Annotated in this window: 19 protein-coding genes; 11 read left to right on the forward strand and 8 right to left on the reverse strand. The window is 61.5% G+C overall.

Annotated elements, in window-relative coordinates:
- Positions 1-120: 120 nt before the first annotated feature.
- The 4 genes from ACR0BA_RS01690 to ACR0BA_RS01705 all read right to left on the reverse strand — a co-directional run bounded on the left by ACR0BA_RS01690 (position 121) and on the right by ACR0BA_RS01705 (position 3,472).
- Positions 121-624, reverse strand: a complete 504-nt coding sequence (locus ACR0BA_RS01690) for a bactofilin family protein (RefSeq protein ID WP_170338122.1) — start codon at positions 622-624, stop codon at positions 121-123.
- On the reverse strand, positions 614-1,939 hold the full coding sequence (locus tag ACR0BA_RS01695; RefSeq protein WP_170358803.1) for a DUF5930 domain-containing protein: 1,326 nt from the start codon (positions 1,937-1,939) through the stop codon (positions 614-616). The genes ACR0BA_RS01690 and ACR0BA_RS01695 overlap by 11 nt, the downstream gene beginning before the upstream one ends.
- Positions 1,940-2,114: 175 nt before the next feature.
- On the reverse strand, positions 2,115-2,933 hold the full coding sequence (locus ACR0BA_RS01700; RefSeq protein ID WP_480727439.1) for a ferritin-like domain-containing protein: 819 nt from the start codon (positions 2,931-2,933) through the stop codon (positions 2,115-2,117).
- A gap of 77 nt (positions 2,934-3,010) precedes the next feature.
- Positions 3,011-3,472, reverse strand: coding sequence for a peroxiredoxin (locus tag ACR0BA_RS01705; protein ID WP_170338632.1), 462 nt, complete (start codon positions 3,470-3,472; stop codon positions 3,011-3,013).
- Between the two features lie 68 nt (positions 3,473-3,540).
- Here ACR0BA_RS01705 and ACR0BA_RS01710 point away from each other — a divergent pair, with 68 nt between their 5' ends.
- From ACR0BA_RS01710 to ACR0BA_RS01725, 4 genes are all read left to right on the forward strand, one after another.
- On the forward strand, positions 3,541-6,927 hold the full coding sequence (locus ACR0BA_RS01710; protein ID WP_480726158.1) for a YhdP family protein: 3,387 nt from the start codon (positions 3,541-3,543) through the stop codon (positions 6,925-6,927).
- 44 nt (positions 6,928-6,971) lie between these two features.
- Positions 6,972-8,018 (forward strand): tRNA preQ1(34) S-adenosylmethionine ribosyltransferase-isomerase QueA, encoded by a 1,047-nt coding sequence (gene queA, locus ACR0BA_RS01715; protein ID WP_480727441.1) that lies wholly within the window; start codon positions 6,972-6,974, stop codon positions 8,016-8,018.
- 108 nt (positions 8,019-8,126) lie between these two features.
- Positions 8,127-9,398, forward strand: coding sequence for an MFS transporter (locus ACR0BA_RS01720; RefSeq protein WP_170358807.1), 1,272 nt, complete (start codon positions 8,127-8,129; stop codon positions 9,396-9,398).
- A gap of 108 nt (positions 9,399-9,506) precedes the next feature.
- Complete coding sequence (locus tag ACR0BA_RS01725) at positions 9,507-10,085, forward strand: DUF924 family protein (RefSeq protein ID WP_170338132.1); 579 nt, start codon at positions 9,507-9,509, stop codon at positions 10,083-10,085.
- On the opposite strand, the gene ACR0BA_RS01730 is transcribed toward ACR0BA_RS01725, so the two are convergent.
- Complete coding sequence (locus ACR0BA_RS01730) at positions 10,082-10,513, reverse strand: hypothetical protein (RefSeq protein WP_170402480.1); 432 nt, start codon at positions 10,511-10,513, stop codon at positions 10,082-10,084. The two genes, ACR0BA_RS01725 and ACR0BA_RS01730, sit on opposite strands and share 4 nt — an antisense overlap.
- Before the next feature lie 209 nt (positions 10,514-10,722).
- On the opposite strand from ACR0BA_RS01730, the gene lpdA reads away from it, so the two are divergent.
- The gene (gene lpdA / locus ACR0BA_RS01735) at positions 10,723-12,117 is read left to right on the forward strand and encodes a dihydrolipoyl dehydrogenase (RefSeq protein ID WP_170338642.1); all 1,395 of its coding nucleotides are present in this window, start codon (positions 10,723-10,725) and stop codon (positions 12,115-12,117) included.
- A gap of 157 nt (positions 12,118-12,274) precedes the next feature.
- Here lpdA and ACR0BA_RS01740 read toward each other — a convergent pair whose 3' ends face one another.
- On the reverse strand, positions 12,275-13,660 hold the full coding sequence (locus ACR0BA_RS01740) for a dipeptidase (RefSeq protein ID WP_480726160.1): 1,386 nt from the start codon (positions 13,658-13,660) through the stop codon (positions 12,275-12,277).
- Between the two features lie 341 nt (positions 13,661-14,001).
- Here ACR0BA_RS01740 and hemA point away from each other — a divergent pair, with 341 nt between their 5' ends.
- From hemA to ACR0BA_RS01760, 4 genes are all read left to right on the forward strand, one after another.
- Positions 14,002-15,225 (forward strand): 5-aminolevulinate synthase, encoded by a 1,224-nt coding sequence (hemA, locus tag ACR0BA_RS01745; protein ID WP_170338140.1) that lies wholly within the window; start codon positions 14,002-14,004, stop codon positions 15,223-15,225.
- A 129-nt stretch (positions 15,226-15,354) separates the two neighbouring features.
- On the forward strand, positions 15,355-16,575 hold the full coding sequence (locus ACR0BA_RS01750) for a helix-turn-helix domain-containing protein (RefSeq protein WP_480726162.1): 1,221 nt from the start codon (positions 15,355-15,357) through the stop codon (positions 16,573-16,575).
- A gap of 72 nt (positions 16,576-16,647) precedes the next feature.
- A complete protein-coding gene (gene ispG, locus ACR0BA_RS01755; protein WP_475144252.1) occupies positions 16,648-17,769 on the forward strand; it encodes a flavodoxin-dependent (E)-4-hydroxy-3-methylbut-2-enyl-diphosphate synthase in 1,122 nt (373 codons plus the stop codon).
- A gap of 340 nt (positions 17,770-18,109) precedes the next feature.
- Positions 18,110-18,445 carry a hypothetical protein gene (locus ACR0BA_RS01760; RefSeq protein WP_480726163.1) on the forward strand — a complete coding sequence of 112 codons (336 nt, stop codon included), beginning with the start codon at positions 18,110-18,112 and terminating at the stop codon, positions 18,443-18,445.
- A gap of 43 nt (positions 18,446-18,488) precedes the next feature.
- Here ACR0BA_RS01760 and ACR0BA_RS01765 read toward each other — a convergent pair whose 3' ends face one another.
- Complete coding sequence (locus ACR0BA_RS01765; protein WP_093962365.1) at positions 18,489-19,247, reverse strand: DsbA family protein; 759 nt, start codon at positions 19,245-19,247, stop codon at positions 18,489-18,491.
- Positions 19,244-20,626 carry a M48 family metalloprotease gene (locus ACR0BA_RS01770; RefSeq protein ID WP_480726165.1) on the reverse strand — a complete coding sequence of 461 codons (1,383 nt, stop codon included), beginning with the start codon at positions 20,624-20,626 and terminating at the stop codon, positions 19,244-19,246. Before ACR0BA_RS01770 ends, ACR0BA_RS01765 begins: the two co-directional genes overlap by 4 nt.
- On the opposite strand from ACR0BA_RS01770, the gene ACR0BA_RS01775 reads away from it, so the two are divergent.
- Together ACR0BA_RS01775 and ACR0BA_RS01780 are read left to right on the forward strand one after the other, a co-directional pair.
- Positions 20,625-21,788, forward strand: coding sequence for a pyridoxal phosphate-dependent aminotransferase (locus tag ACR0BA_RS01775; RefSeq protein ID WP_480726167.1), 1,164 nt, complete (start codon positions 20,625-20,627; stop codon positions 21,786-21,788). The genes ACR0BA_RS01770 and ACR0BA_RS01775 overlap by 2 nt on opposite strands.
- 65 nt (positions 21,789-21,853) lie before the next feature.
- Positions 21,854-23,074, forward strand: coding sequence for an N-acetylmuramoyl-L-alanine amidase (locus tag ACR0BA_RS01780; RefSeq protein ID WP_480726169.1), 1,221 nt, complete (start codon positions 21,854-21,856; stop codon positions 23,072-23,074).
- Positions 23,075-23,139: the final 65 nt, after the last annotated feature.

Consider the following 23,139-nt stretch of genomic DNA (forward strand, 5'->3'; position numbering starts at 1 on the left):
ATGTATCGCGCGTGCAGGGCTTTGCGGTCTTGATAGGGGGACGGATTGTTGCCTGATGGGCATAGAAAAACGCCGCGGACAGTGGCCGCGGCGTTCTTGGAACTCGGTACTTGGAGCGGTTTACTGGCTGACTTCAGCCGCCGGATTGGCTCCGGTTTTGCCGCTGCGTCCTGGGTTCAGCGGATCGTCCTGACGCTGAACCGAGCCTTCGAAATGCGCGCCGCTTTCGATGGCGATGGTCTTGTGGATGATGTCGCCCTCAACCCGGGCGGTCGAGGTCAGACGTACTTTCAGACCCCGTACACGACCCACGATGCGGCCGTTCACAACCACGTCGTCCGCGGTCACTTCGCCTTTGATGGTCGCGGTTTCGCCGATAGTCAGCAGATGCGCGCGGATGTCGCCTTCGACGGTTCCTTCGACCTGGATGTCACCGGTGGTCTTGATGTTGCCGGTGATATGCAGGTCCGACGACAGAACCGATGCCGGCGGCTTGGGCTTGGGCGCGGTGCTTGCGGCCTTCTGTTCGGTCGGGGCAGGGGTCGCCTGAGGCGCCGGGGCTGCCGGCTTGGCCGTTTCGGATGCCTTGGGTGCGGGCTCGTTGATTTTGCTTTTAGAAAACATTGTTCGCAGCCTTGATGAAGTCCATTGGGTTTACAGGTTTTCCGTTCACGCGCACCTCGTAGTGCAGATGCGTTCCGGTCGACCGTCCGGAATTACCCATATCAGCAATGTGATCCCCGCGCGAGACCCTTTGGCCGACCTTCACGCGGATCTTCGAGTTATGGGCATAAAGTGTCTCAACCCCGAAGGCGTGCTTTATCTTGATCAGACGGCCATAGCCGGATTGCCAGCCCGCATGGGTCACGACACCGTCGGCGGTGGCGAAGATATCCGTGCCTGTCGGAGCCGCAAAGTCGGTGCCCTTGTGCATCCGGCGCCCGCCGGTTTTGGGGTCGCGGCGATAACCATATCCGCTGGTGAACCGGAACGCCGATTTGACCGGTGTGGCAAACGGGGCCTTTTCGGCCGCTATGCGATACAGATTCAGCTGGTCCATCTGCTGCAGAAGCTGATTTGCGCGCACCTCATCTGCCGAAAGCTCTTCGCCGCGGGTGCTGAAGGAAATCGGCGTCAGCGGGCCGCCCATGCCGCTGTAGCCGCGCCGCACTTCGTCAAGCATCCGGTCGGTGGGCATTCCGGCCTCGCGGAACATCTTGTCCAGCGGTTCAACCGAGATCACCATGGCTTCTTCCAACTGGCGGAAGATCTCGTCATTGCGTTCCTGCATCAGCAGGATTTCCAGCTCAAGCTCATCGCGCTGGTCCAGTGCCGCCTGTGCATCAGTTGCGATCTGGTCCCGCTGCTGTGCTGTCCGGGTCAGGGCGTCGGCCATGAATTCGATCTGTGCCGGAGCGGCGGAGGCGAACATCGCAACCGATGCGCCATCGGATTTCTCCTGAAGCTCGGCGAGTTGCGCCCGGGCTTCCTCACGTTGCTTCATGGTCGACCGCAGGGTGGTCTGAATGACTTCGATGCCGGTTTCCAGCTCGCGTCGACGGTTTTCGGATTCCAGCAGTTCCGACTGCATCGCCGAGATCTGCTGAAGCGCCGAGTTGAACCGGGCGTGCGCGGCCAGTGCTTCCTGGGCCCGCGCGTCGCGTTCCTGCGACAGGATGTTCAGCCGTTCCTGATAGGTCGCCTGATCGCGCTTGGCCTGTTCACGGAAGTTGCCCGACCCGATGCTGTCCATCAGCAGGATCGCCGTGGCGACCGCCGTCCAGCCGACCATGATCGAAACGCCAAGCGCTGCCACGATCTGCGTCTCCGAGCTGAGCCGGATGAAGCGTGTGTCATTGTCGGATTTCAGGAAGACCCGGCGTTCCGGGAAGTGCCGTTCGAGCAGTGAGTGTAGTTTGATTGCCAGACGGGTTCTCACGCGCCTTACCTCTCATCCCCAATGTCGGGACCGGTCGTGAGTGGATCGCCGCCCCTTGGGCCGATTGCTTAAAGGGCCGGTCCCGGTTGGGCAAGTTTGTTAACCGATTGGTCGACAATTACGGTGTTTTCCCGCACGTCATCGGCAGAAAATTGCCGAAAGCGGCGCGATTCCGTCAGCGTTTCGCGTCTCCCGGGGGCGTCAGATCCTCGGTCAAAGGCCAGTAGAAATCGGGCGGCAGGCCGGCTTCGGCCCGCTTTTCCTCGTTGAAGGGCGGCTTGAGCGCGCCATGAAAATAGCGCCGGACCAGTTGGTGGAACACGTCCTTGGGGTCGGCATTCTCGCGGCCGCACAGAAAGTGGAACCATTTCGAGCCATAGGCTACATGCCCGACTTCTTCGGCATAGATCACTTCAAGCGCGGCCACGGCCTGATCGGCCTTGGCCTTGCGGAAGATGTCGATCATGCCCGGTGTCACGTCGAGGCCGCGCGCCTCGAGCACCATCGGCACCACCGCCAGCCGGCCCATCAGGTCTTCGGCGGTGTCCTCGGCCGCACGCCACATCCCGGCATGGGCCGGGAGGTCGCCGTAGTGGCTGCCCATCGCTTCCAGGCAGTCGCAGATCATTTCGAAATGGCGCGATTCCTCCTCGGCGCATTTTACCCAGTCGTCGTAGAAACCGACCGGCATCGGCACATGCCCGAACCGGGCGATGATGTCCCAGTGCAGGTCCACGGCATTCAACTCGATATGGGCCACAGCGTGCAGCAGCGCGATGCGTCCAGCCTCCGAACCGGGGCGACGGCGCGGCACGTCGCGCGGCGACAGCAGCTCGGGCTTGTCAGGACGCGACGGATGCAACGGTGGCGTAGCTGTCCCGACATCGATCGCGGGGGCGTCGCTGTTGCGCGCCGCAAACCATTCGGCGGCATAGCGTTTGGAAAGGGCGGTCTTGGACCGCCCATCCGCAGTGGTCAGAACCTCGGTTGCCATCTGGGTCAGGGTTTTGGCCACGGTAATCCTCGGGTTGGATGAAAACTGCCGCCTCTTAGACCGGATGGCTCGCAGCGTCAAAGCGCGCGTACGGCCTCCAGCACCTCATCCACATGGCCGGGAACTTTGACCTTGCGCCAGACGCGGGCGATCTTTCCGTCGGCGTCGATCAGGAAGGTCGAGCGCTCGATCCCCATCGACTTCTTGCCATACATGTTTTTTTCGACCCAGACGCCGTAATCCTCGCACACGGTCGAACCTTCGTCGGACAGCAGTGGAGTGGTCAGCCCGTGCTTGGCGACGAACTTGTCGTGCTTGGCAACGCTGTCGCGAGAGATGCCGAAAACCTGTGCACCGGCGTCGGCAAAGGATTGAAGCTGCTCCGAGAAACCGATGGATTCCTTGGTGCAGCCCGGCGTATCATCGCGGGGATAAAAGAACAGAACAACGGGACGACCGCGCAGGTCCGACAGGGTGACCGTGCCGCCGCCATCGCGGGGCAAGGTGAAATCGGGGGCGATGTCTGCAACGTCAGGCATTTTGAACTCCGGTCAGGATTTGTAGGTGATGCCGCGTATCATAGGGCGGCTCGGGCAGGTTGAAAGACGTGGACGGCAAATTGGCGCAAGACGAACAGGACGAGGCTGAGAAGGGCGGGAAACCGCCGCGCCGCCGATCCCGTCGGCGGACAGCCGGGCTGTGGGCCTTGCGCGGGGTGTTCCTGCTGGTGTTTCTGGCCGTCCTGTCCGGGGTCATGGTGTTCGGCCATCGGATCCATGCGCCAGAATGGCTGCGCGACCGGGTCGAAACGCGTCTGGAAAACGCTTTGGGCGGCCTGCAGATCCGGTTCGGCGATGTCAGCTTTATCATCAATCAGGAATGGCGCCCGCGTCTGCGGCTCAGCGATGTTTCGATCAGCGACGCCGAGGGACGCCAGATCGCTCAGGTCTCGAGCATGCAGGCCAGCCTGGCGATGCGTCCGCTGCTGCGCGGCCATGTCCGGCCCAAGCGGATTACTCTCAACGGCGCGCAGATCGCATTGACCCGAGCCGAGGACGGATCGCTCTCGCTGACCGTCGGTTCCGGCAGCGCGCCCGTGCAGAATGCGCCAACCTTGGCCGAATTGATTGAACAGTCCGATCAGGTTTTCCTGTCACCGGTTCTGTCGTCCCTGACCTCGGTCGAGCTTGACGCCATCACGCTGGATTATCGGGATCTGCGCCTTGGGCGGTCCTGGGTTCTGGACGGCGGGCATATTCTGGCGACGCGGAGCGAAGGCGCCCTGCGCCTGGCGACCGGGTTTTCGGTGCTGGCGGGCCGTGACTATGTCAGCATGATCGAAGCGAACTACACCAGCACGCTCGGCTCACCCGAGGCGCAGTTCGGGATTTCGATCACCGATCTTCCAGCGACCGACGTCGCGGCGCAATCCCCGGCACTGGCCTGGTTGCAGGTATTGGACACGCCGATCTCGGGCGCATTGCGCGGCAGTATCGACGGGGCCGGCGCGCTCGGGCCGGTATTTGCAACCTTGAACCTTGGGGCCGGGGCCGTTCAGCCCAACCCCGAGACCCGACCGGTTCCGTTCGACTCGGCCCGCACGTATTTCACCTATGACCCGGCGCAGCAGGTTCTGGATTTCAACGAGGTTTCCGTGGTGTCGGGCTGGGGCAGCGTACAGGGCGAGGGCAAAGCCTATCTGAAGGGTGTAGAGGCCGGCGCGCTGGAAAGCATGGCGGTGCAGTTCCGTCTGAACGGTATCCGGGTGAACCCAGCCGACCTGTTCGTTGATGCGCTAGAGGTCAAGCAGGCCGATCTGGACTTTCAAGTGCGCCTGAACCCCTTCCGGCTGCAGCTGGGGCAGGTCGTGGTCGAGGATGGCGAAGACCTGTTGCGCGCTTCGGGCGAGCTTGTGGGCCTGCCGGAGGGGTGGAGCGTGGATCTGAACGCGCGGCTGGGGCACATGGCATCGGACAAGCTGCTGCATTACTGGCCGCCCCGATTGGCTCCGAAGCCGCGCAAATGGGTTACCGAGAACCTGTACGAAGGCAATCTGTCGGACATGGACTTCGTTCTGAGGCTGCGGCCCGGAGATTCCAAGCCCGAACTGTATCTTGATTTCGATTTCGATGATGCGCTGGTTCGGTTTGCCAAGACCTTGCCGCCGATCCAAGGCGGGCGTGGGCAGGCCACGCTGATTGGCCGTCGATTCACGGTGACCGCCCGCAAGGGCGTGGTGATCGCCGATGACGGTGGCGCGGTTGATGCCTCTGGGACGTCGTTCATCATCCCGGATACAGACATCAAAAAGAATACACCGGGCATTGTGCGTGTTCAGGCCAGTGGCAGTGTGACCTCGGCCTTGTCGTTGCTTGACCGGGCGCCGCTGCAATTGCTGACCAAGGCAAACCTTCCGGTTGATCTGGCTTCGGGCAGCGTGCGACTGGGCGGCACTCTGTCTCTGCCCTTGATCAAGGGGTTGAAATTCGAGGACACGCAATTTCACTTTCTGGGAGAATTGATTGATCTGGATACGGAAAAACTGGTTCCGGGCTTCCGCATCAGCGCCGCCAAACTGCGCCTGAGCGGGGATCAGACCCAGGTGGCCATAGACGGAGACGGTCTGTTCGGTGAGGTGCCGATACAGGCGACTTGGCGACAACCGATCGGCGGCAAGACAGCACAACGCAGCACACTCAGTGGGCAGATCGAACTGTCCCCGCGGTTGATGGATGAACTGAAGGCCGGATTGCCGTCCGGTATGCTGACCGGGCAAGGCGTGGCTGAGATCAGTCTTGGAATTGGAGGGGGAGAGCCGACAAAGCTGACCGCGACCTCTGATCTGGTCGGCGTCGGAATGGCAATTCCCGAACTGGGGTGGCAAAAATCCGCAGCCACTGCCGGGACGTTGGCCACCGAGGCGACGCTGGGCGATCAACTGCGAGTGGACAGCCTGCGGATTGATGCCGCCGGATTGCGCGCGGTGGCCTCGATCTCGATCGCAAATGGCGCTTTGGATCGGGTTCAGTTCAGTTCTTTTGAACTGGGCGATTGGTTGGCTGTTCCGGCCGAGTTGATCGGCCGTGGTGCCGCGGCGCCGGATATCCGCGTTTTGGGCGGCGTTCTCAACCTGGGCAAAGCGACGTTCGGCAGCGGCAGCGGCGGCGGCGCGTCATCGGGTCGAGGTCCGAACCTTGACGTGGCGCTGGACCGGCTGCAGGTGACCGAGGAAGTGGCCCTGACCGGTTTGAAGGGCAATTTCGAAACGACCGGAGGGTTGAAGGGTGGATTTTCCGCTCAGGTCAACGGAGGCGCCCCGGTCCAGGGGCAGGTTGTGCCCAGCGGATCGCGCAGTGCGGTCAGCCTGCAATCCGTGGACGCCGGTGCGGTACTGCGGTCTGCCGGTTTGTTGACCCAGGCCAGAGGAGGAAAGCTGCAACTCCGGTTGAATCCGGTGGCTGGCCCGGGCAACTACGATCTGACCCTGAAAATCACGGACACGCGGATCCAGGATGCTCCGGCCATGGCGGCGTTGCTGAATGCCATCAGTCTGGTCGGTCTACTGACCGAGATGGCCGGGCAGGGGATCTACTTCTCATCAATCGACAGCGAGATGCGGATCACGCCGACCGAGGTCAAGATTCTCAGCGGCAGTGCGGTTGGACCGTCGATGGGGCTGTCCTTCGACGGGACGGTGGATACCGAACGAAAGTTCCTGAACCTTCGCGGCGCGATCTCTCCGATCTATATGGTGAACGCGATTGGCAGCGTCCTGACCAAGAAGGGCGAGGGCGTTTTCGCGTTCAACTATACGCTGGTGGGCCCGATCTCGGCCCCGCAAGTGTCCGTGAACCCGCTGTCCGGTCTGGCGCCACTGTTTCTGCGCAACTTGCTACGAGAACCTGCCCCAACAGTTTCCGACGGCCCCAACGCAACGCCTGTCGCACCGGACGGACCCAGCCCGTCGGTGGGAAGCCGGGGCGAGGACCGCTGACGCAGAGTGTGGCCGAATCTGTTCGGGCGATGTATGGCGCGGCCATGAAGCTGAGTGATTTCGATTTCGACCTGCCGGATGACCTGATTGCCACGCGGCCCGCCAGCCCGCGGTCTTCGGCGCGCCTGCTGGTGGCACAGGGTGACGCGATCTCGGATGATCGGGTGTTCAACCTACCCGACTGGCTTCGCCCCGGTGATCGGCTGGTGCTGAACGACACGCGCGTCATCCCGGCCCGGCTGAGCGGCCGGCGTCACCGTGACAGCGCCCAGGGTCCGGTCTCGGCCGCGATCGAGGCCACCTTGCTGGAGCCCCGCGCCGACGGCACCTGGGGCGCATTGCTGAAACCGCTCAAGAAGATCCGGGTGGGCGAAGAGATCGTGTTCTCCGACGACCTCAGCGCGGTTCTGGAAGGGGTCGCCGACGGCCAGGCCCATTTGCGCTTCAATCTGAAGGGCGATGATTTCGACCGGGCGCTCGAGCAGGCCGGAGCAATGCCTTTGCCCCCCTACATCGCGGCCAAACGGCCGGCGGACGAGCGTGACAAGACCGATTACCAGACCGTTTGGGCACGGCAGGCCGGGGCTGTGGCGGCACCGACCGCCTCTCTGCACTTTGACGAGCCATTGTTGCAGGCCCTTGCGGATCGAGGTGTCGAGTTCACCCATGTTACCCTGCACGTCGGGGCCGGAACGTTCCTGCCGGTCAAGGTCGAGGATGTGACGACCCACAAGATGCACGCCGAATGGGGACAGGTCAGCCCGCAGGCCGCAGCCGAGATTCAGGCGACCAAAGCCTCGGGTGGCCGCGTCATCCCGGTTGGCACCACCGCCTTGCGACTGATCGAAAGTGCCGCGCGCGATGGATCGATCCAGCCTTGGGAGGGGGAGACCGACATCTTCATCTACCCCGGCTTCCAGTTTCAGGTCACCGACGCGCTGATGACCAATTTCCATCTGCCGAAATCGACGCTTCTGATGCTGGTTTCGGCGCTGATTGGACGGGACAGGATGCTGCGGGTCTATGATCATGCGATCAAAAGTGGCTATCGCTTCTTTTCCTATGGTGACGCGTCGCTTTTGATCCCTTAGAGGGCGGGATCGCGGGATCGAATCTGGTGAATGTCGTAGACAAGCGCGACCGGGACATCGTTTGATCCTTTAACGAAAGCCATTGTTCAGCGGATTTGGAGTGCAAACATGCTTCAGGTACTTGCCAGCGCGTGGGCGCTTCTACTCGGAATGGGTCTGCTGATGATCGGCAACGGCCTGCAGGGCACCCTGTTGGGTGTCCGGGGCGAGATCGAAGGGTTTTCGACCCTGCAGATGTCATTTGTCATGTCCGCGTATTTCGTGGGCTTTCTGGGCGGATCCCGTCTTGCACCCGAGATGATACGGCGGGTCGGGCACGTGCGGGTCTTCGCGGCGCTGGCGTCCTTCATCTCTGCCGTGATGATCAGCTATCCGATGCTGACCGATCCAATCGCGTGGTCGCTGGGCCGTGTTGTGATCGGGTTCTGCTTTTCCGGCGTGTACGTGACCGCCGAAAGCTGGCTGAACAACGCCGCGAGCAACGAAAACCGTGGCCAGGCTTTGTCGCTTTACATGATCGTCCAGATGATCGGTATTGTCAGCGCGCAGGCACTGATGCTTGTCGGTGACCCGGCCGGGTACGAAACCTTTGTGATTGCCTCGATCCTGGTTTCCGTTTCCTTTGCTCCGATCCTGTTGTCGATTTCACCGACGCCGGCGTTTGATACGACCAAGCCGATGACGCTCAGGCAGTTGATGGACACGTCGCCCTTGGGCTGTGTTGGCATGTTCCTGTTGGGTGGCATCTTCTCGGCTCAGTTCGGCATGGCCGCGGTTTACGGCGCGCGGGCCGGGCTGACACTGGTCGAGATTTCAACCTTCGTGGCGTCATTCTACATCGGCGCGTTGGTTCTGCAGTATCCGTTGGGCTGGTTTTCGGATCGTATGGACCGGCGCCTGTTGATCCTGCTGGTGTCGGTCGTGGGCGGCATCAGTGCGGCGGTGGGCATGGTTTTCGGGGTCGACTTCCCGGTTTTGCTGGCTGCGGCCTTTGTCATCGGTGGCATGTCCAATCCACTGTATTCCTTGCTGATCGCATACACCAACGACTACCTCGAGCACGAAGATATGGCGGCCGCGTCCGGCGGGCTGATTTTCATCAACGGGCTTGGCGCAATTGCCGGCCCGCTGATCACCGGTTGGTTGATGGGGGATGCCGTGTTCGGGCCGTCCGGCTTCTTCCTGTTCATTGCCGCACTACTGTTTGCCATGGCGGTCTATGCGGTCTACCGGATGACCCAGCGGGCCTCGGTGCCCGTGGACGAGACTGGCACCATGTCGCCGCTGTACCCGACGGCATCGCCGGTCGCACTGGAAGTTGCGCAAGAAGTCGCGATCGAAGCCGCGCAGGACGAAGAGGAAGAACACCAACCTGCCTGACCGCCGGATTTATGTCGTCAATGTTGCAATATGTTACTGTAACAAGTCTGTAAAACCGACTTATATGACGTTACGTCCCTCGGGGGGGAACAGACGGAGTCAAGGGCAATGGTTGGTCCTGAAGAAGTACTGAGTTTCTGGTTGGATGAAGTAGGCCCCGAGGGGTGGTACCGCGAAGATGAAGCGCTGGATGCGCAGATACGGGACCGCTTCCTTGAGACATGGCAAGCCGCGTGCGAGGGAAAGTTCTCTCTGTGGTTGACATATCCCAGCGGATCGCTGGCCTACATCATCCTCATGGACCAGTTTCCGCGCAACATGTTCCGAGGCAGCGGCAAAGCCTTCTCATCCGACAAGGCGGCACTGGCAGCAGCGAAATGTGCCGTCGACAAGGAATGGGATCTGAAGATCGACGAGCCCGCCCGACAGTTCTTCTACCTGCCGATGATGCATTCAGAGAACCTGTGCGATCAGGAGCGCTGTGTGCGCCTGATGTGCCAGCGCATGCCGGAACATGGTGCAAGCAATCTGCTGCATGCCCGCGCCCATCGTGAGGTGATCCGGAAATTCGGGCGTTTCCCGTACCGCAACGCGGCGCTTGCCCGTGAGACGACGGCACCCGAAGCCGCATATGTCAGCGGCGGCGGATACGGCACAACGGTGCGTGAGTTGCAGGCGGCGGGTTAGGCCGCCTTCCCACATCCGCGCAATTCGATCAGCCTGGCCGTTGTGGCATCGACGGCCGTGGTGATTGCGTAATCAATCAGTAGCTGAGGGTTTTCGACCAGTTCGTTGAGGCGAGCCTGCGTGGTTTCCAGCTTGGCCTGAACCTCGTCCAATCGCACCAGCGCCTGCTGAAGCTTCTGCTTCAACTCCGGCTCATCATCTCCCAGGATGCGAATACCGGACAGATCAGCGCGCAGACTTGCAAGATCCTCTCGGACGCCCTGCGCCTGTTCACGCAGCGGCTGAACGATTTGCAGGCTTTCTCTGAAGTTGTCCTGAATATTCTCGACGCTTCGCGCCAGCTTCCAACCAAGGAACAGACACAGAGCCACAAGGATCAGTGTGGCGTTCAAAAGGGCAAGCAACAAATCTTTGAGAGTCTTGGCCATGATTGTTCCCTAAAATCTGTAGATCCGAAATTCGAACATGGTTGCAGGTCTTTTCTAGCCTTCGAGGGACGCGGGGTATAGGCTGAATAGCGCGCGCTCTTATTCTGATGACCCTGCGTCACATGTGTCGCGGGGCAGCATATTGATGCGTTCAAAAAAATAGTTTAACGGTAAACTAGTTTTCAATCGACCTGCGCCGAGAGGTAAACATGGCTGCACAATCCTTTGATCTGATCGTAATCGGTGCGGGCCCCGGCGGCTATGTGGCTGCCATTCGTGCGGCCCAACTGGGCCTCAAGACCGCCGTGGTCGAGCGCGAGCATCTGGGCGGCATCTGCCTGAACTGGGGCTGTATCCCGACCAAGGCCTTGCTGCGGTCGGCCGAAGTGTTCCACCTGATGGAGCGCGCAAAGGATTTCGGTTTGAGTGCCGACAAGATCGGTTACGATCTGGACGCGGTCGTCAAACGCTCGCGCGGGGTTGCCAAGCAACTGACCAGCGGCGTCGGTCATCTGCTGAAGAAGAACAAAGTCACCGTCGTGATGGGCGAGGCGACAATCCCGTCGAAAGGCAAAGTGACGGTCAAGACCGACAAGGGCACCGAGGAGCTGACGGCGAAGAACATCATCTTGGCCACCGGTGCCCGTGCGCGCGAGTTGCCGGGCCTGGAAGCAGATGGCGATCTGGTCTGGACCTACAAACATGCGCTGCAACCGGCCCGGATGCCGAAAAAGCTGCTTGTTATCGGGTCCGGAGCGATCGGGATCGAGTTTGCCAGCTTCTACAATACGTTGGGCGCAGACACGACCGTGGTCGAAGTGATGGATCGGGTCTTGCCGGTCGAAGATGCCGAGATCAGCGCGTTCGCCAAGAAATCGTTTGTCAAACAGGGCATGAAGATCATGGAGAAATCCATGGTCAAGCAGCTGGATCGCGGCAAAGGCAAGGTGACGGCTCATATCGAAACCGGCGGCAAGGTCGAAAAGCACGATTTCGATACTGTCATCTCTGCCGTTGGGATCGTCGGAAATGTCGAGAACCTCGGGCTTGAGGCGCTGGGCGTCAAAATTGACCGCACCCATGTGGTGACGGATGCATATTGCCGGACTGGGGTAGATGGCCTCTATGCCATCGGCGACATCGCCGGAGCGCCTTGGCTTGCGCACAAGGCCAGCCACGAAGGCGTGATGGTCGCAGAACTCATCGCTGGCAAACATGCCCATCCCGTAAAGCCGGAAAGCATCGCGGGATGTACCTATTGTCATCCTCAGGTCGCGTCGGTTGGCTATACCGAGGCGAAGGCAAAGGAGCTTGGCTTTGATGTGAAAGTTGGCCGCTTCCCGTTCATCGGCAATGGCAAGGCAATTGCATTGGGCGAGCCGGAAGGCATGATCAAAACCGTATTCGACGCGAAAACCGGCGAGTTGCTGGGCGCCCATATGGTTGGTGCGGAAGTGACCGAACTGATTCAGGGCTATGTCGTCGGTCGCCAGTTGGAGACCACCGAAGAAGACCTGATGAATACAGTCTTCCCGCACCCGACCTTGTCGGAAATGATGCATGAATCGGTTTTGGACGCCTACGGGCGCGTGATCCACATGTAATACGGTCTGTCTGCGGGCTGCGGCTTAAGGGGGCGGTGCCCCCGGCCGCGTTGCCCGCGACACGCCGGGATACCGCCGGCCGGATGAAGTTCGCATCCGCGCTTCACCCGGCTCGGAGTATCCCGGAGCGCAAGGCAGCGCCTTGCGATTTTCGCGGCTATCGGCTCAGAGCGTCCAGAATTCGGGCCCACGAGCGGATCCCTTTGTGAAAGCTCTTCACGTCGTATTTTTCATTGGGCGAATGGATTGCGTCATCGTCGTTGGCATAGCCGACCAACATTGAATCGAGGCCCAGGACCGTATTGAAATATCCCACCACCGGGATCGATCCTCCCATGCCGGTGAAAACGGCTTCGCGCCCCCATTCGTCGGACAGTGCGGCGCGTGCCGCTTCGAATTCCGGGCGATCCAGGTTCATCACGGATGCGGGGGAGCCTTCGAGATCATTGTCCCAGACGACTTTGGCGTCAGGCGAGAGCCGGTCTTCAACATGCTTCCGGATCTTGTCGCGCAGTTTGTCCGGGTCCATTTCACCGACTAGGCGACAGGTGATCTTGCAGTGCGCCTGGCTGGGGATCACCGTTTTCGAACCGGCGCCATTGTAGCCGCCCCACAGCCCGTTGATCTCCAGCGTCGGGCGCGCCCACTGCTGTTCCAGGGTCGAGTACCCTTTCTCACCATGAGGTCGCGTGTAGCCTACCGAGTTGAGGTATTCGGCCTCGTCGAAACCACAGTTCTCCCACTGGCGCAGCTGCTCGGCGGAGACTTCGTGGACCCCTTCGTAGAAACCTTCCACAGCGACCCGTCCGGTTTCCTCATCGTAGAACGAGGCAACGATCCGCGAGATTTCCCGCAGCGGGTTCAAGCCGGGGCCGCCGTAGTGGCCGGAATGCAGGTCGATGCGCGGACCGATGATGGTGAATTCGTCCTTGAGCATGCCGCGCAGTTGCGATGCGATCGAGGGCACACCGCGTGAGACCATCGAGGTGTCGCAGACCAGCGCCAGATCGGCCTTCAACTCTTCCTTGTTGGCCTCGAGAAATGGGACCAGCGAAGGTGAACCGGATTCCTCTTCGCCTTCGAAGAAAAATGTGATGCGGCAAGGCAGCTTGCCGTTGACCGCCTTCCAGGCGCGGCAAGCTTCGACAAATGTCATCAACTGGCCCTTGTCATCCGAAGAGCCCCGTCCGCGGATGACCTGACCGTGTTCTGTCTCTTCCAGCGCCGGGTCGAACGGGTCACGGTTCCACAGGTCCAAGGGATCAACGGGCTGCACATCATAATGGCCGTAGAACAACACGTGCGGGGCGTCCGCGTCGTCGCCGACATGGCCCACGACCATCGGGTGGCCCGGGGTCGGGTGCTTTTTCGCATCGATCCCTATGCTTTTAAGGTCGTCGACCAACCAGTCGGCCGCCTTGTCCACGTCTTTCTTGAAGGCCGGATCGGTGGAAATCGACGGGATTCGCAGAAACTCCATCAGCCGCTCGATGGAGGCTGAGAGGTCAGAGTCGATTTTGCTCAGAGTGGCGTCAAGCGACATGGGTGTACTCCTGAATGGATGAGATATTGCGGCGGACCCTAACAGCGCTGGCAGCGCCGTCCAGCCCGTAGCGGCGGGAAAACGCGCGTCTGATCGGAAGCATTCTGCGCGAAACGGCACTTAACCTGCGTCGTTTCCTCGCGCCTTATGGTCTCAACTTTACTTGTCGCTGCGGGTTCAAGGCGATAATTGATGCAAATCAAAGTTGCGACCCCTGTCTGGGCGTTAGGCAGGAAACCTGAAAATAGGCGCGGATGCGGTCGAAAAATCGGTTATGATACGCATCGGAACACAGCCTTGCCGTGCAATCACCCTGCGGCGGGGTCACGAAGGAGGGTCCTTTGGACTACACTGCTCAGCTCGACTCAGCGATTGCCAGGCTGCACGACGAAGGCCGTTACCGGACCTTCATCGACATCGAACGCCGCAACGGACATTTTCCCCATGCCGTGCGTACGCGTCCGGACGGGTCACAGCAGAACATCACCGTCTGGTGCGGCAACGACTACCTTGGCATGGGGCAGCACCCCGTCGTGCTGGAGGCGATGCACGAGGCGATCGACGCAGCCGGAGCGGGCTCTGGCGGGACGCGCAACATCTCGGGTACGACCGTCTACCACAAGCGGCTCGAGGCCGAGCTGGCCGATCTGCACGGCAAGGAAGCGGCCTTGCTGTTCACCAGCGCCTATATCGCCAACGACGCCACGCTCAGCACGCTGCCCAAGCTGTTTCCCGGGCTGATCATCTATTCCGACGAACTGAACCACGCGTCGATGATCGAAGGCGTGCGCCGCAATGGCGGGGCCAAGCGGATCTTCCGTCACAATGACGTTGAGCACCTGCGCGAGTTGCTGCAAGCCGACGATCCGGCGGCGCCGAAGCTCATCGCGTTCGAGTCGGTCTACTCGATGGATGGCGACTTCGGTCCGATCGAACAGATCTGCGACCTGGCCGACGAATTTGGCGCGTTGACCTATATCGACGAAGTGCACGCGGTTGGCATGTACGGCCCGCGCGGCGGCGGTGTGACCGAGAGGGACCGCCTGGCGCATCGGATCGACATCATCAATGGCACTTTGGCCAAAGCCTACGGCGTGATGGGTGGGTATATCGCAGCAAGCGCGAAGATGTGCGATGCGGTCCGTTCATATGCGCCGGGCTTCATCTTCACCACCTCGCTGCCACCATCGGTCGCGGCCGGTGCTGCGGCCTCGGTGGCGTATCTCAAGACAGCGCCCGAACTGCGTGAGCAGCATCAGACCCAAGCCAAGATCCTCAAGCTGCGACTGAAGGGTCTAGGCTTGCCGCTGATCGATCACGGCAGCCACATCGTTCCGGTGATCGTGGGCAACCCGGTGCACACCAAAAAGCTCAGCGACATGCTGCTGGACGACTACGGGATCTACGTGCAGCCGATCAATTTCCCGACCGTTCCGCGGGGGACGGAGCGTCTGCGCTTTACGCCTTCGCCGGTCCATGGACCCAACGAAATGAACCGCTTGGTTCAGGCCATGGACGAACTTTGGTCACATTGTGCGCTAAATCGCGCCGAACTTGCTGGTTAACCTAACGCCGACATGTGCAACTTGTTTGCCGCGTGTTAAGCTTACGCTAACAAAAGTAGCGGACGAATCGTTATGGGGACGATTCGCCGTTAGCGTGAAACACGCGATGGGCAGAATGGGGCAGCAGGAATGATTGGGCGCAGGACACAGCGCAATTCCGAAGAAGACGTGGACGTCAGGCCCAAGGGCTTCGACGACTACGAAGTACGGCTTGGCGACGTCATGCGCGGTGAGCGCGCGACGATGGGCAAGTCTCTTCTCGACGTACAGCGCGAACTGCGGATCAAGGCCAACTACATCGCTGCCATCGAGAATGCCGATCCCGACGCATTCGACACACCCGGCTTCATAGCCGGGTATGTGCGTTCTTACGCCCGTTATCTGGGTATGAACCCCGACGACACTTTTGCCGCATTCTGCAAGGAAAGCGGGTTCGAAGTGGCACATGGAATGTCCGCACAGGCATCCGTGGTCAAAAAATCGGTCGGGGACCTTCCGAACCGTGGCCCGATGGGGCGCGATCCGTTCATTTCGCCGAACACGCCCTACGTTCCCGGCCGCGAGTCCGTGTTCAGCCAGATCGAGCCGCGCGCCGTAGGCTCGTCGCTTGTCCTCCTCGCGCTGATTGCCGGGATCGGGTACGGTGGCTGGTCGGTTCTGAACAAGATCCAGCAGGTTCAGGTCTCGCCCGTCGAACAGGCCCCGGTCGTGCTGTCCGATCTTGACCCGCTGTCGGCCATCCGGACCGAGTCCGGAACGACCGAGGTTGCGGCCGCTGAAATTCCCAACCCCGAAGCGCTGGACCGTCTCTACCGCCCCCAAGCACTGGATGTACCGGTGATGGTTGCGCGGGATGCCCCGATTTCCACACTCGATCCTCGGACCGTAGGCACGTTCCGTCCGCCGGAAGTCCCGGAAATCGCGCTGGCTGAAATTCATACCGTCGAAAGAACTGCCGCGACCCTTCCACAGGTGGTTGAAAAGGTCGACACGTCGCTGAAAATCGTCGCGGTCGAACCGGCCTGGATGCGGGTCACCGCAGCGGATGGCAGCGTGATCTTCGAAGGCACGTTGGGAACCGTCGAAAACGGCAAGAGCTTTGAGGTTCCCCTGACGGAAGAGCCGCCGCAACTGCGGGCCGGTGCGTCGGGCAACGTGTATTTCTCGATGAACGGCGAGCTCTATGGGCCGGCTGGTGCACCGGGAACCGTCGCCAAGGGTGTGGTTCTGTCCAAGGACGCTGTGGCCGAGACTTATGCCGTGGCGGATCTTGAGGCTGAGCAAAACATTGCGCTCAAACAGCTGGTGGCTGAGCTTCAGACACAATCCGCCGAGGCGCCGGCAGAGTGATCTTGCCATTGCGGCGAGCTTGCCCCCGGACTATCTAAAGGCCAGACCCCAGGCTGACGCGGATCCGTTTTCATGTCTCTGAACCATGTGCGCCCTTGGCGCGACATCTATCGCCGCAAATCCCGCCAGATCATGGTTGGCAATGTCCCGGTAGGTGGCGACGCGCCGATTGCCGTTCAGACCATGACCAACACGCTGACGACCGATGTCGCCGCGACCGTGGCGCAGGTACAAGCTGCGGCAGAGGCGGGGGCCGATATCGTGCGCGTTTCGGTCCCGGACGAGGCGTCGTCGAAAGCGTTGAAGGAGATCGTGCGCGAAAGCCCGGTGCCGATCGTGGCGGATATCCATTTCCACTATCGCCGCGGGATCGAGGCCGCCGAGGCCGGTGCCGCCTGCCTGCGCATCAATCCGGGCAATATCGGTGACGAGGCGCGGGTGAAAGAGGTCATCAAGGCCGCGCGCGACCACAATTGCTCGATCCGCATCGGCGTGAACGCAGGCAGCCTGGAAAAGCACCTGCTGGAGAAATACGGCGAGCCGTGCCCCGAAGCGATGGTGGAAAGCGGGTTGGAGCATATCCGCATCCTGCAGGACAACGATTTCCACGAATTCAAGATCAGCGTGAAGGCCAGCGACGTGTTCCTGTCGGCCGCCGCCTATCAGGGCATCGCCGAGGCCACCGACGCTCCGATCCATTTGGGCATCACCGAGGCCGGCGGGCTGGTCAGCGGCACGATCAAATCGGCCATCGGGCTGGGCAACCTGCTGTGGATGGGGATCGGCGACACGATCCGCGTCAGCCTGTCCGCCGATCCGGTCGAAGAGGTGAAGGTCGGGTTCGAGATCCTGAAATCTCTGGGCCTGCGCCATCGGGGCGTGAACATCATCTCGTGCCCGTCCTGCGCGCGGCAGGGGTTCGACGTGATCAAGACGGTCGAGACGCTGGAACGGCGGCTGGAACACATCAAGACGCCCATGAGCCTGTCGATCATCGGCTGCGTCGTGAACGGCCCCGGCGAGGCGCTGATGACCGATGTCGGCTTTACCGGCGGGGGCGCGGGCTCGGGCATGGTTTACCTGGCGGGCAAGGCCAGCCACAAGATGTCGAACGAACAGATGATCGACCACATCGTTGAACAGGTGGAAAAGAAAGCCGCCGAACTGGACGCTGCTGCAGAAGCGGCGGAGTAGTACTTTAACTTCGATCCAGAACTAATTCTTCATAAGCCATTTTTAGGACCATTTTCTCGGTATCAATCGCGATATCAACTGACATGGACCGGAGTTCGATTCTTTGAAACCAATGCCTTTCGTGACGGCCCTTGCCGTCGTCCTTCTTTCTGCGTGCAGCAGCCCCTCTACCGGGTCGGACAAACGCCCCGGTTTCTTCAGTGTTCCAGTTCCGCAGTCTGCACCGGGGACGCAACTTGGGTATATGTCGGTGCATGTGTCCGGTTTCGGAAATGACGGAGTGACAACGCGCGCAGACGTCCGGCTCAGCCCGGGCGGGACCGGCAAACCGCGGGGCCGTTTGACCCCGATCATTAATGTCGACCCGCAGCTGGCGTCTCGGGTCGCGGTATCGTTCAAAACCGGTCAGGATGCCCAGGCGGCCTATGATTTGGCAAAACAGATCGCTAGGGCGACCTACTGCCCAACCGGCCCAATTTCTGAAAACACCGGTATTCGCAAGTACGACAATCCCCAGGACCTGCAGGCAATTCTGGCTGAAAGCAAACGGCAGGGGCGTGACGTCATTCCATCGGGAATTCGTGGCAAATCCGTGCCCGCGACCCAATTCAGAAAAACTGGAACTCCAACATGGGTCGTTTCGATGAAATGCGACGCCCCGTATCCATACGAGTAGGGCGTCGTTTCAACGGGGCGGCGATCAGGCCGCCCCAGCTGCTTCAGCCGCGTTCAGCCCGTACACCGTCAGCGATCTGTTTCATCTGATCTGCGGGCAGGAAGCCCCGCAGCATCTCGGTGCCCAGAACAAAAGATGGGGTGCCCGAAATCCGCATGCGCTGCGCCAGTGCCCGCGTCTTGGCGATTTCTTCGGTCACTTCGTCGCTGTCCATCGCCGCAAGGATGGCGTCACTGTCCAGTCCCAGCCCGTCCGAGATGCGGCGCAGCGTCACTTCCGAAGGCTCGCCCGTGAATTCCAGCAGGGCGTCATGGACTTGCTTGTAAGCGTCATCCCCGGCGACCTGCTTGGTGGCGATGGCAAAGCGGGACGAAAGAACCGACGCATCGCCCAGAATTGGGAATTCCTTGATGATCAGGCGGATGTTGCCATCCTCGGCCAGCAGCGCGTCCACTTCGGGAACCGCGCGGCGACAGTATCCGCAACGGTAATCCATGAACTCGACGAGGGTGATGTCGCCGTCCGGGTTGCCACCGACCCAGCTATAGCCGTCATTGAACAGCTCGTCGGCGTTTTCAGCGATCAATTGCTGGTCGGCCTGTGCTTCGGCTGCGGCGTTGCGTTGCTCAAGGATGTTGATCGCCTCGAGAATGACTTCGGGATTTTCCAGAAGGTATTCCCGCACTTGCGCGCCGAACTCTGCTCTTTCGGATTCGGTCATCGAGGACAGATCCAGCGCATTGGCCGGACCGGTAATCAGGGAAAGCCCCAGAAGGGCAGGTGCTGCGTGTCTGAGGATCATTTCCGGTTCCTTTTCGATTTCTCAGCTTGTTCTGCGGCAATCAGCACATCCTGTGCCCGTTGCCAACCCGTCGAGCCTTCGGGCAACTGACCAATGGCTCGTCTTGCGTGAATTCCGGCATCCAGCAGACGCCCCTCAAGAGCGAAGCGCTCGGCAGTGACGGCGGATGCCATACCGTTGTTGCCGACCTTTGAATAGGCCATTCCCAGATCCTGCATCAGGCGGCCGTTCCGGTAGTCGCGGGCGCGTGCGCTTTCCAACACCTGCAGGGCCTTTTTCGTCTGTCCGTCAGCAAGCAGGGCGCGCCCGTAGCCTGCCATGATCAATGCATCGGTCGGAGCCAGCTCGGACGCCTTGGCATAGGCCGTGACCGCCTCCGAGACCCGAAGGTTCTCCAAAAGGATCTGCCCCTTCAGTTCGTGATAGAACGGATCGTCAGTGCGGATTGCCAGCGCACCATCGATGGCTGCCCGCGCAGCCGAAAGGTTTCGGTTCTGATGATGGGCGGCGGCCTCGCGCATCAGGCGAATATCCTGCGCCGTTTCTTCCTTGGCCCGCCGCAGGGTCCAGTCGGGAGAGCGCAGAAACGCGGACAGCTTGCCCTTGACCCGCGCAAACCAGTAGTCGGCATTGGGGTTAGATTTCGCCCGATCCCCGAATTGGTACAGAAATTCCTCGGCGGCGCGCAGGCGTTCACGGCTGGTCGGGTGCGAGCGCATATAGGGATCCTGATTGATCTCGCTCAGCAATTCCTGGCCGGCGAACTTGCGGTGCAGTTCGACCATGCCGATGGGAGAAATCTCGGCCCAACGCAGGTAGCTGGCGGCGCTGCGATCCGCCGAGGATTCTTCGGCCCGCGTGTGGCCCAGAAAACTGCGGATTGCGGCCCCTTGGGTGCCGGCGGCAATGCCCGCGGCGGCCTCTCCGCCGCCCGCAGCGGCGGCAATCAGAGCCAGCGCGGTACCGAAACCGGCCGCGCGTTGAGCCGCCCGAAGGTTCTCGGCCCGGCGGGCGAGGTGCCCGTTGGCGATATGGGCCGCCTCATGCGCGATCACGGCCTGCAGCATCTCGGGGCTGTCGACCGTCAGGATCAGTCCGTGGTTCAGGTAGATCGTGTTGTAGTCGATGACGAACGCGTTGAACGTGCCGTCCTTGACGACCATCACCCGCACGCGGTTGGTGTTCAAGCCGGCGGCGCGCAAGATCGGAAAGGCAAGTTCGCGCAGCCCGTGTTCTATATCGGGGTCGCGGATCAGGCTTTGCGCGTGGCTTTGCGCGGTCGACGCCATCCACAGCGCCACCGCCAGCAGAATTGCCGGGATTGACGCCAGCCGGGATCCGCGTTCAAAAGCCATGGTCGCAACATGGGAGATGGGCATGCGAAACTCAACCCGGTCGGGCGTTGATCCCTTCATCGTGATGGACGTGATGGAGGCCGCGCGCCGCGCTGAAGAGGCCAGGCGCCACATCATCCACATGGAGGTCGGCCAACCCGGAACCGGCGCGCCCCAAGGCGCGCTGGAGGCGCTGGCCAACGCGATGCGGCAAGGCCCGCTGGGCTATACCGTCGCGCTGGGTCTGCCGGCGCTGCGGCAACGCATCGCCCGGATGTATGGCGAGTGGTACGACGTCGACCTGAACCCCGAACGGGTGGTCATCACGCCCGGATCCTCGGGCGGATTCCTGCTGGCCTTCACCGCGCTGTTCGACAGCGGAGACCGGGTGGGAATCGGCGCGCCGGGCTATCCGTCCTATCGGCAGATTCTGCGGGCGCTGGGTCTGATGCCGGTCGATCTGCCGACCGCACCGGCAAACCGCCTGCAACCGGTGCCTCAGGATTTTGCCGGGCTCGACCTGCAGGGGCTGATGGTGGCCTCGCCCGCGAACCCGACCGGAACCATGCTGGACCACGCCGCCATGGGCGCGCTGATCGAGGCCGCGCGGGGGCAGGGGGCCTCGTTCATCAGCGACGAGATCTATCACGGGCTGGAATACGAGGCCAAGGCGGTCACCGCGCTGGAACTGACCGACGAGTGTTATGTCATCAACTCGTTTTCCAAGTATTTCTCGATGACCGGCTGGCGCGTCGGCTGGATGGTGGTGCCCGAAGATCAGGTGCGCGTGGTCGAGCGCATCGCCCAGAACATGTTCATCTGCGCGCCCCATGCCAGCCAGGTCGCCGCGCTGGCCGCGATGGATTGCGAGGACGAACTGCAGGGCAACCTCGCCGTCTATCGCCGCAACCGCGACCTGATGCTGAAGGGCCTGCCCGAGGCCGGGTTCACCAACATCGCGCCACCCGACGGGGCGTTCTATGTCTATGCCGATGTCTCGGACCTGACCGAGGACAGCCGCGCCTTTGCCGCCGAGATCCTGGACAAGGCCGGCGTCGCCGTAACGCCGGGGCTTGATTTCGACCCGGTGCGCGGCCACACGACCCTGCGCTTTTCCTACGCCCGGTCGACCGAAGACATCGAGCAGGGCCTGGAACGGCTGCGCAGCTTCATGGCGGATCGCCGGACGGCGCAGAAGTCGGACTGAGGCGTTCACAAACCGGCCACGCTGCGATAGGCTCCTGCCAAACGATCTCGGAAAAACTTGAGGCCATGAGCAGGATCTTCTTTGTATGTGCGCTGATTTGGGCGCTGGCCGGAGCCGTTTTGGCGCAGGACTTCAACGCCTTGGCGCGGGTCCTGCCCGAGCAGAGCCGGATCACAGACGGCAAGGGGGCGGGGGTGACGCTTGAGCTGGGGCTCAGCCAAGGCGTCCCGTATCGCGTTTTCACGCTTCGAGACCCGTACCGTATGGTGATCGATTTCCAGGAGGTCGACTGGAGCGGGCTTGACCGGGCCAAGCTGTTGCAGACCCGTCGGATCAGCGGGGTCCAGTTCGGCGCCTATGTGCCCGGTTGGTCCCGGATGGTGCTGGATCTGGGGGCGCCCTTGGCCGTCGATACGGCGGCTATGCGCGTGGACCCCGACAGCGGGGCCGCGGTTCTGACGCTGAACCTGAAAGGTACGGATTTCGACAGTTTTGCCGCCAGCGCGGGTGCGCCGCGCAATCCGGGCTGGGATTTGCCTGCGCCTGCTGTCTTGCCCCCGGTTGTGCCGCGAGATGGCGAACGACCGCTGCGCGTGATGCTGGACCCGGGGCATGGTGGCATCGACCCCGGCGCGGAATCGGGTGGCGTTAACGAAAAAACCCTGATGCTCACGTTTGCGCGCGAACTTCGGGAACTCTTGCTGCGCGCCGGCGGATACGAGGTCGTGATGACCCGGGTGGACGATCACTTCGTGTCGCTCGAACGCCGCATTTCTCTGGCCCATCGGGCCAGCGCCGATGTGTTCATTTCGTTGCACGCGGATGCATTGTCCGAGGGGCAGGCTCATGGGGCCACTGTCTATTTCCTCTCCGATGAGGCCTCGGACGTGGCCAGCCAGAAACTGGCCGAACGGCACGATCGCAGCGACCTGATCGCGGGTATCGACCTGAGCGGCTCGGACGACCAGATCGCTGACGTTTTGCTGGACATGGCACGGCAGGAGACCCAGCCGCGCTCAGAGGCTTTGGCCCATGCACTGGCGCACGGCATGGGGCAGCAGGGCGGCCCCATGAATCGGCGCCCGATCCGCAGTGCGTCGTTTTCCGTCCTCAAGGCAGCCGACATTCCCTCGGTTCTGGTCGAGATCGGATTCATCTCCAGCCCCAGAGACCTGAAAAACCTCGTAAATCCCGAGTGGCGCATCGGAATGGCGCAAGGAATTCACCAAGGTCTTGAAGCTTGGCGCCAGCAGGATCTGATCCGCCGCGGCTTGATTGGGCAGTGACCCTGCGGCGCAAAGTGGCTAGAATGCGCCCGTGTGTTTTGACCCTTGGGTGCAGCGACACTATA

It is taken from the genome of Ruegeria sp. CI5, from assembly GCF_056536885.1.

Bases quoted from the DNA above. Each gene is read 5' to 3' on its own strand.
- ACR0BA_RS01770 (WP_480726165.1), bottom strand. From the start codon at position 20,626: ATGCCCATCTCCCATGTTGCGACCATGGCTTTTGAACGCGGATCCCGG.
- ACR0BA_RS01780 (WP_480726169.1), top strand. From the start codon at position 21,854: ATGAGCAGGATCTTCTTTGTATGTGCGCTGATTTGGGCGCTGGCCGGA.
- ACR0BA_RS01690 (WP_170338122.1), bottom strand. From the start codon at position 624: ATGTTTTCTAAAAGCAAAATCAACGAGCCCGCACCCAAGGCATCCGAA.
- ACR0BA_RS01700 (WP_480727439.1), bottom strand. From the start codon at position 2,933: ATGGCAACCGAGGTTCTGACCACTGCGGATGGGCGGTCCAAGACCGCC.
- ispG (WP_475144252.1), top strand. From the start codon at position 16,648: ATGTCTCTGAACCATGTGCGCCCTTGGCGCGACATCTATCGCCGCAAA.
- ACR0BA_RS01730 (WP_170402480.1), bottom strand. From the start codon at position 10,513: ATGGCCAAGACTCTCAAAGATTTGTTGCTTGCCCTTTTGAACGCCACA.
- ACR0BA_RS01705 (WP_170338632.1), bottom strand. From the start codon at position 3,472: ATGCCTGACGTTGCAGACATCGCCCCCGATTTCACCTTGCCCCGCGAT.
- ACR0BA_RS01750 (WP_480726162.1), top strand. From the start codon at position 15,355: ATGATTGGGCGCAGGACACAGCGCAATTCCGAAGAAGACGTGGACGTC.
- ACR0BA_RS01720 (WP_170358807.1), top strand. From the start codon at position 8,127: ATGCTTCAGGTACTTGCCAGCGCGTGGGCGCTTCTACTCGGAATGGGT.
- ACR0BA_RS01765 (WP_093962365.1), bottom strand. From the start codon at position 19,247: ATGATCCTCAGACACGCAGCACCTGCCCTTCTGGGGCTTTCCCTGATT.
- lpdA (WP_170338642.1), top strand. From the start codon at position 10,723: ATGGCTGCACAATCCTTTGATCTGATCGTAATCGGTGCGGGCCCCGGC.
- ACR0BA_RS01775 (WP_480726167.1), top strand. From the start codon at position 20,625: ATGCGAAACTCAACCCGGTCGGGCGTTGATCCCTTCATCGTGATGGAC.
- ACR0BA_RS01725 (WP_170338132.1), top strand. From the start codon at position 9,507: ATGGTTGGTCCTGAAGAAGTACTGAGTTTCTGGTTGGATGAAGTAGGC.
- ACR0BA_RS01740 (WP_480726160.1), bottom strand. From the start codon at position 13,660: ATGTCGCTTGACGCCACTCTGAGCAAAATCGACTCTGACCTCTCAGCC.
- queA (WP_480727441.1), top strand. From the start codon at position 6,972: ATGAAGCTGAGTGATTTCGATTTCGACCTGCCGGATGACCTGATTGCC.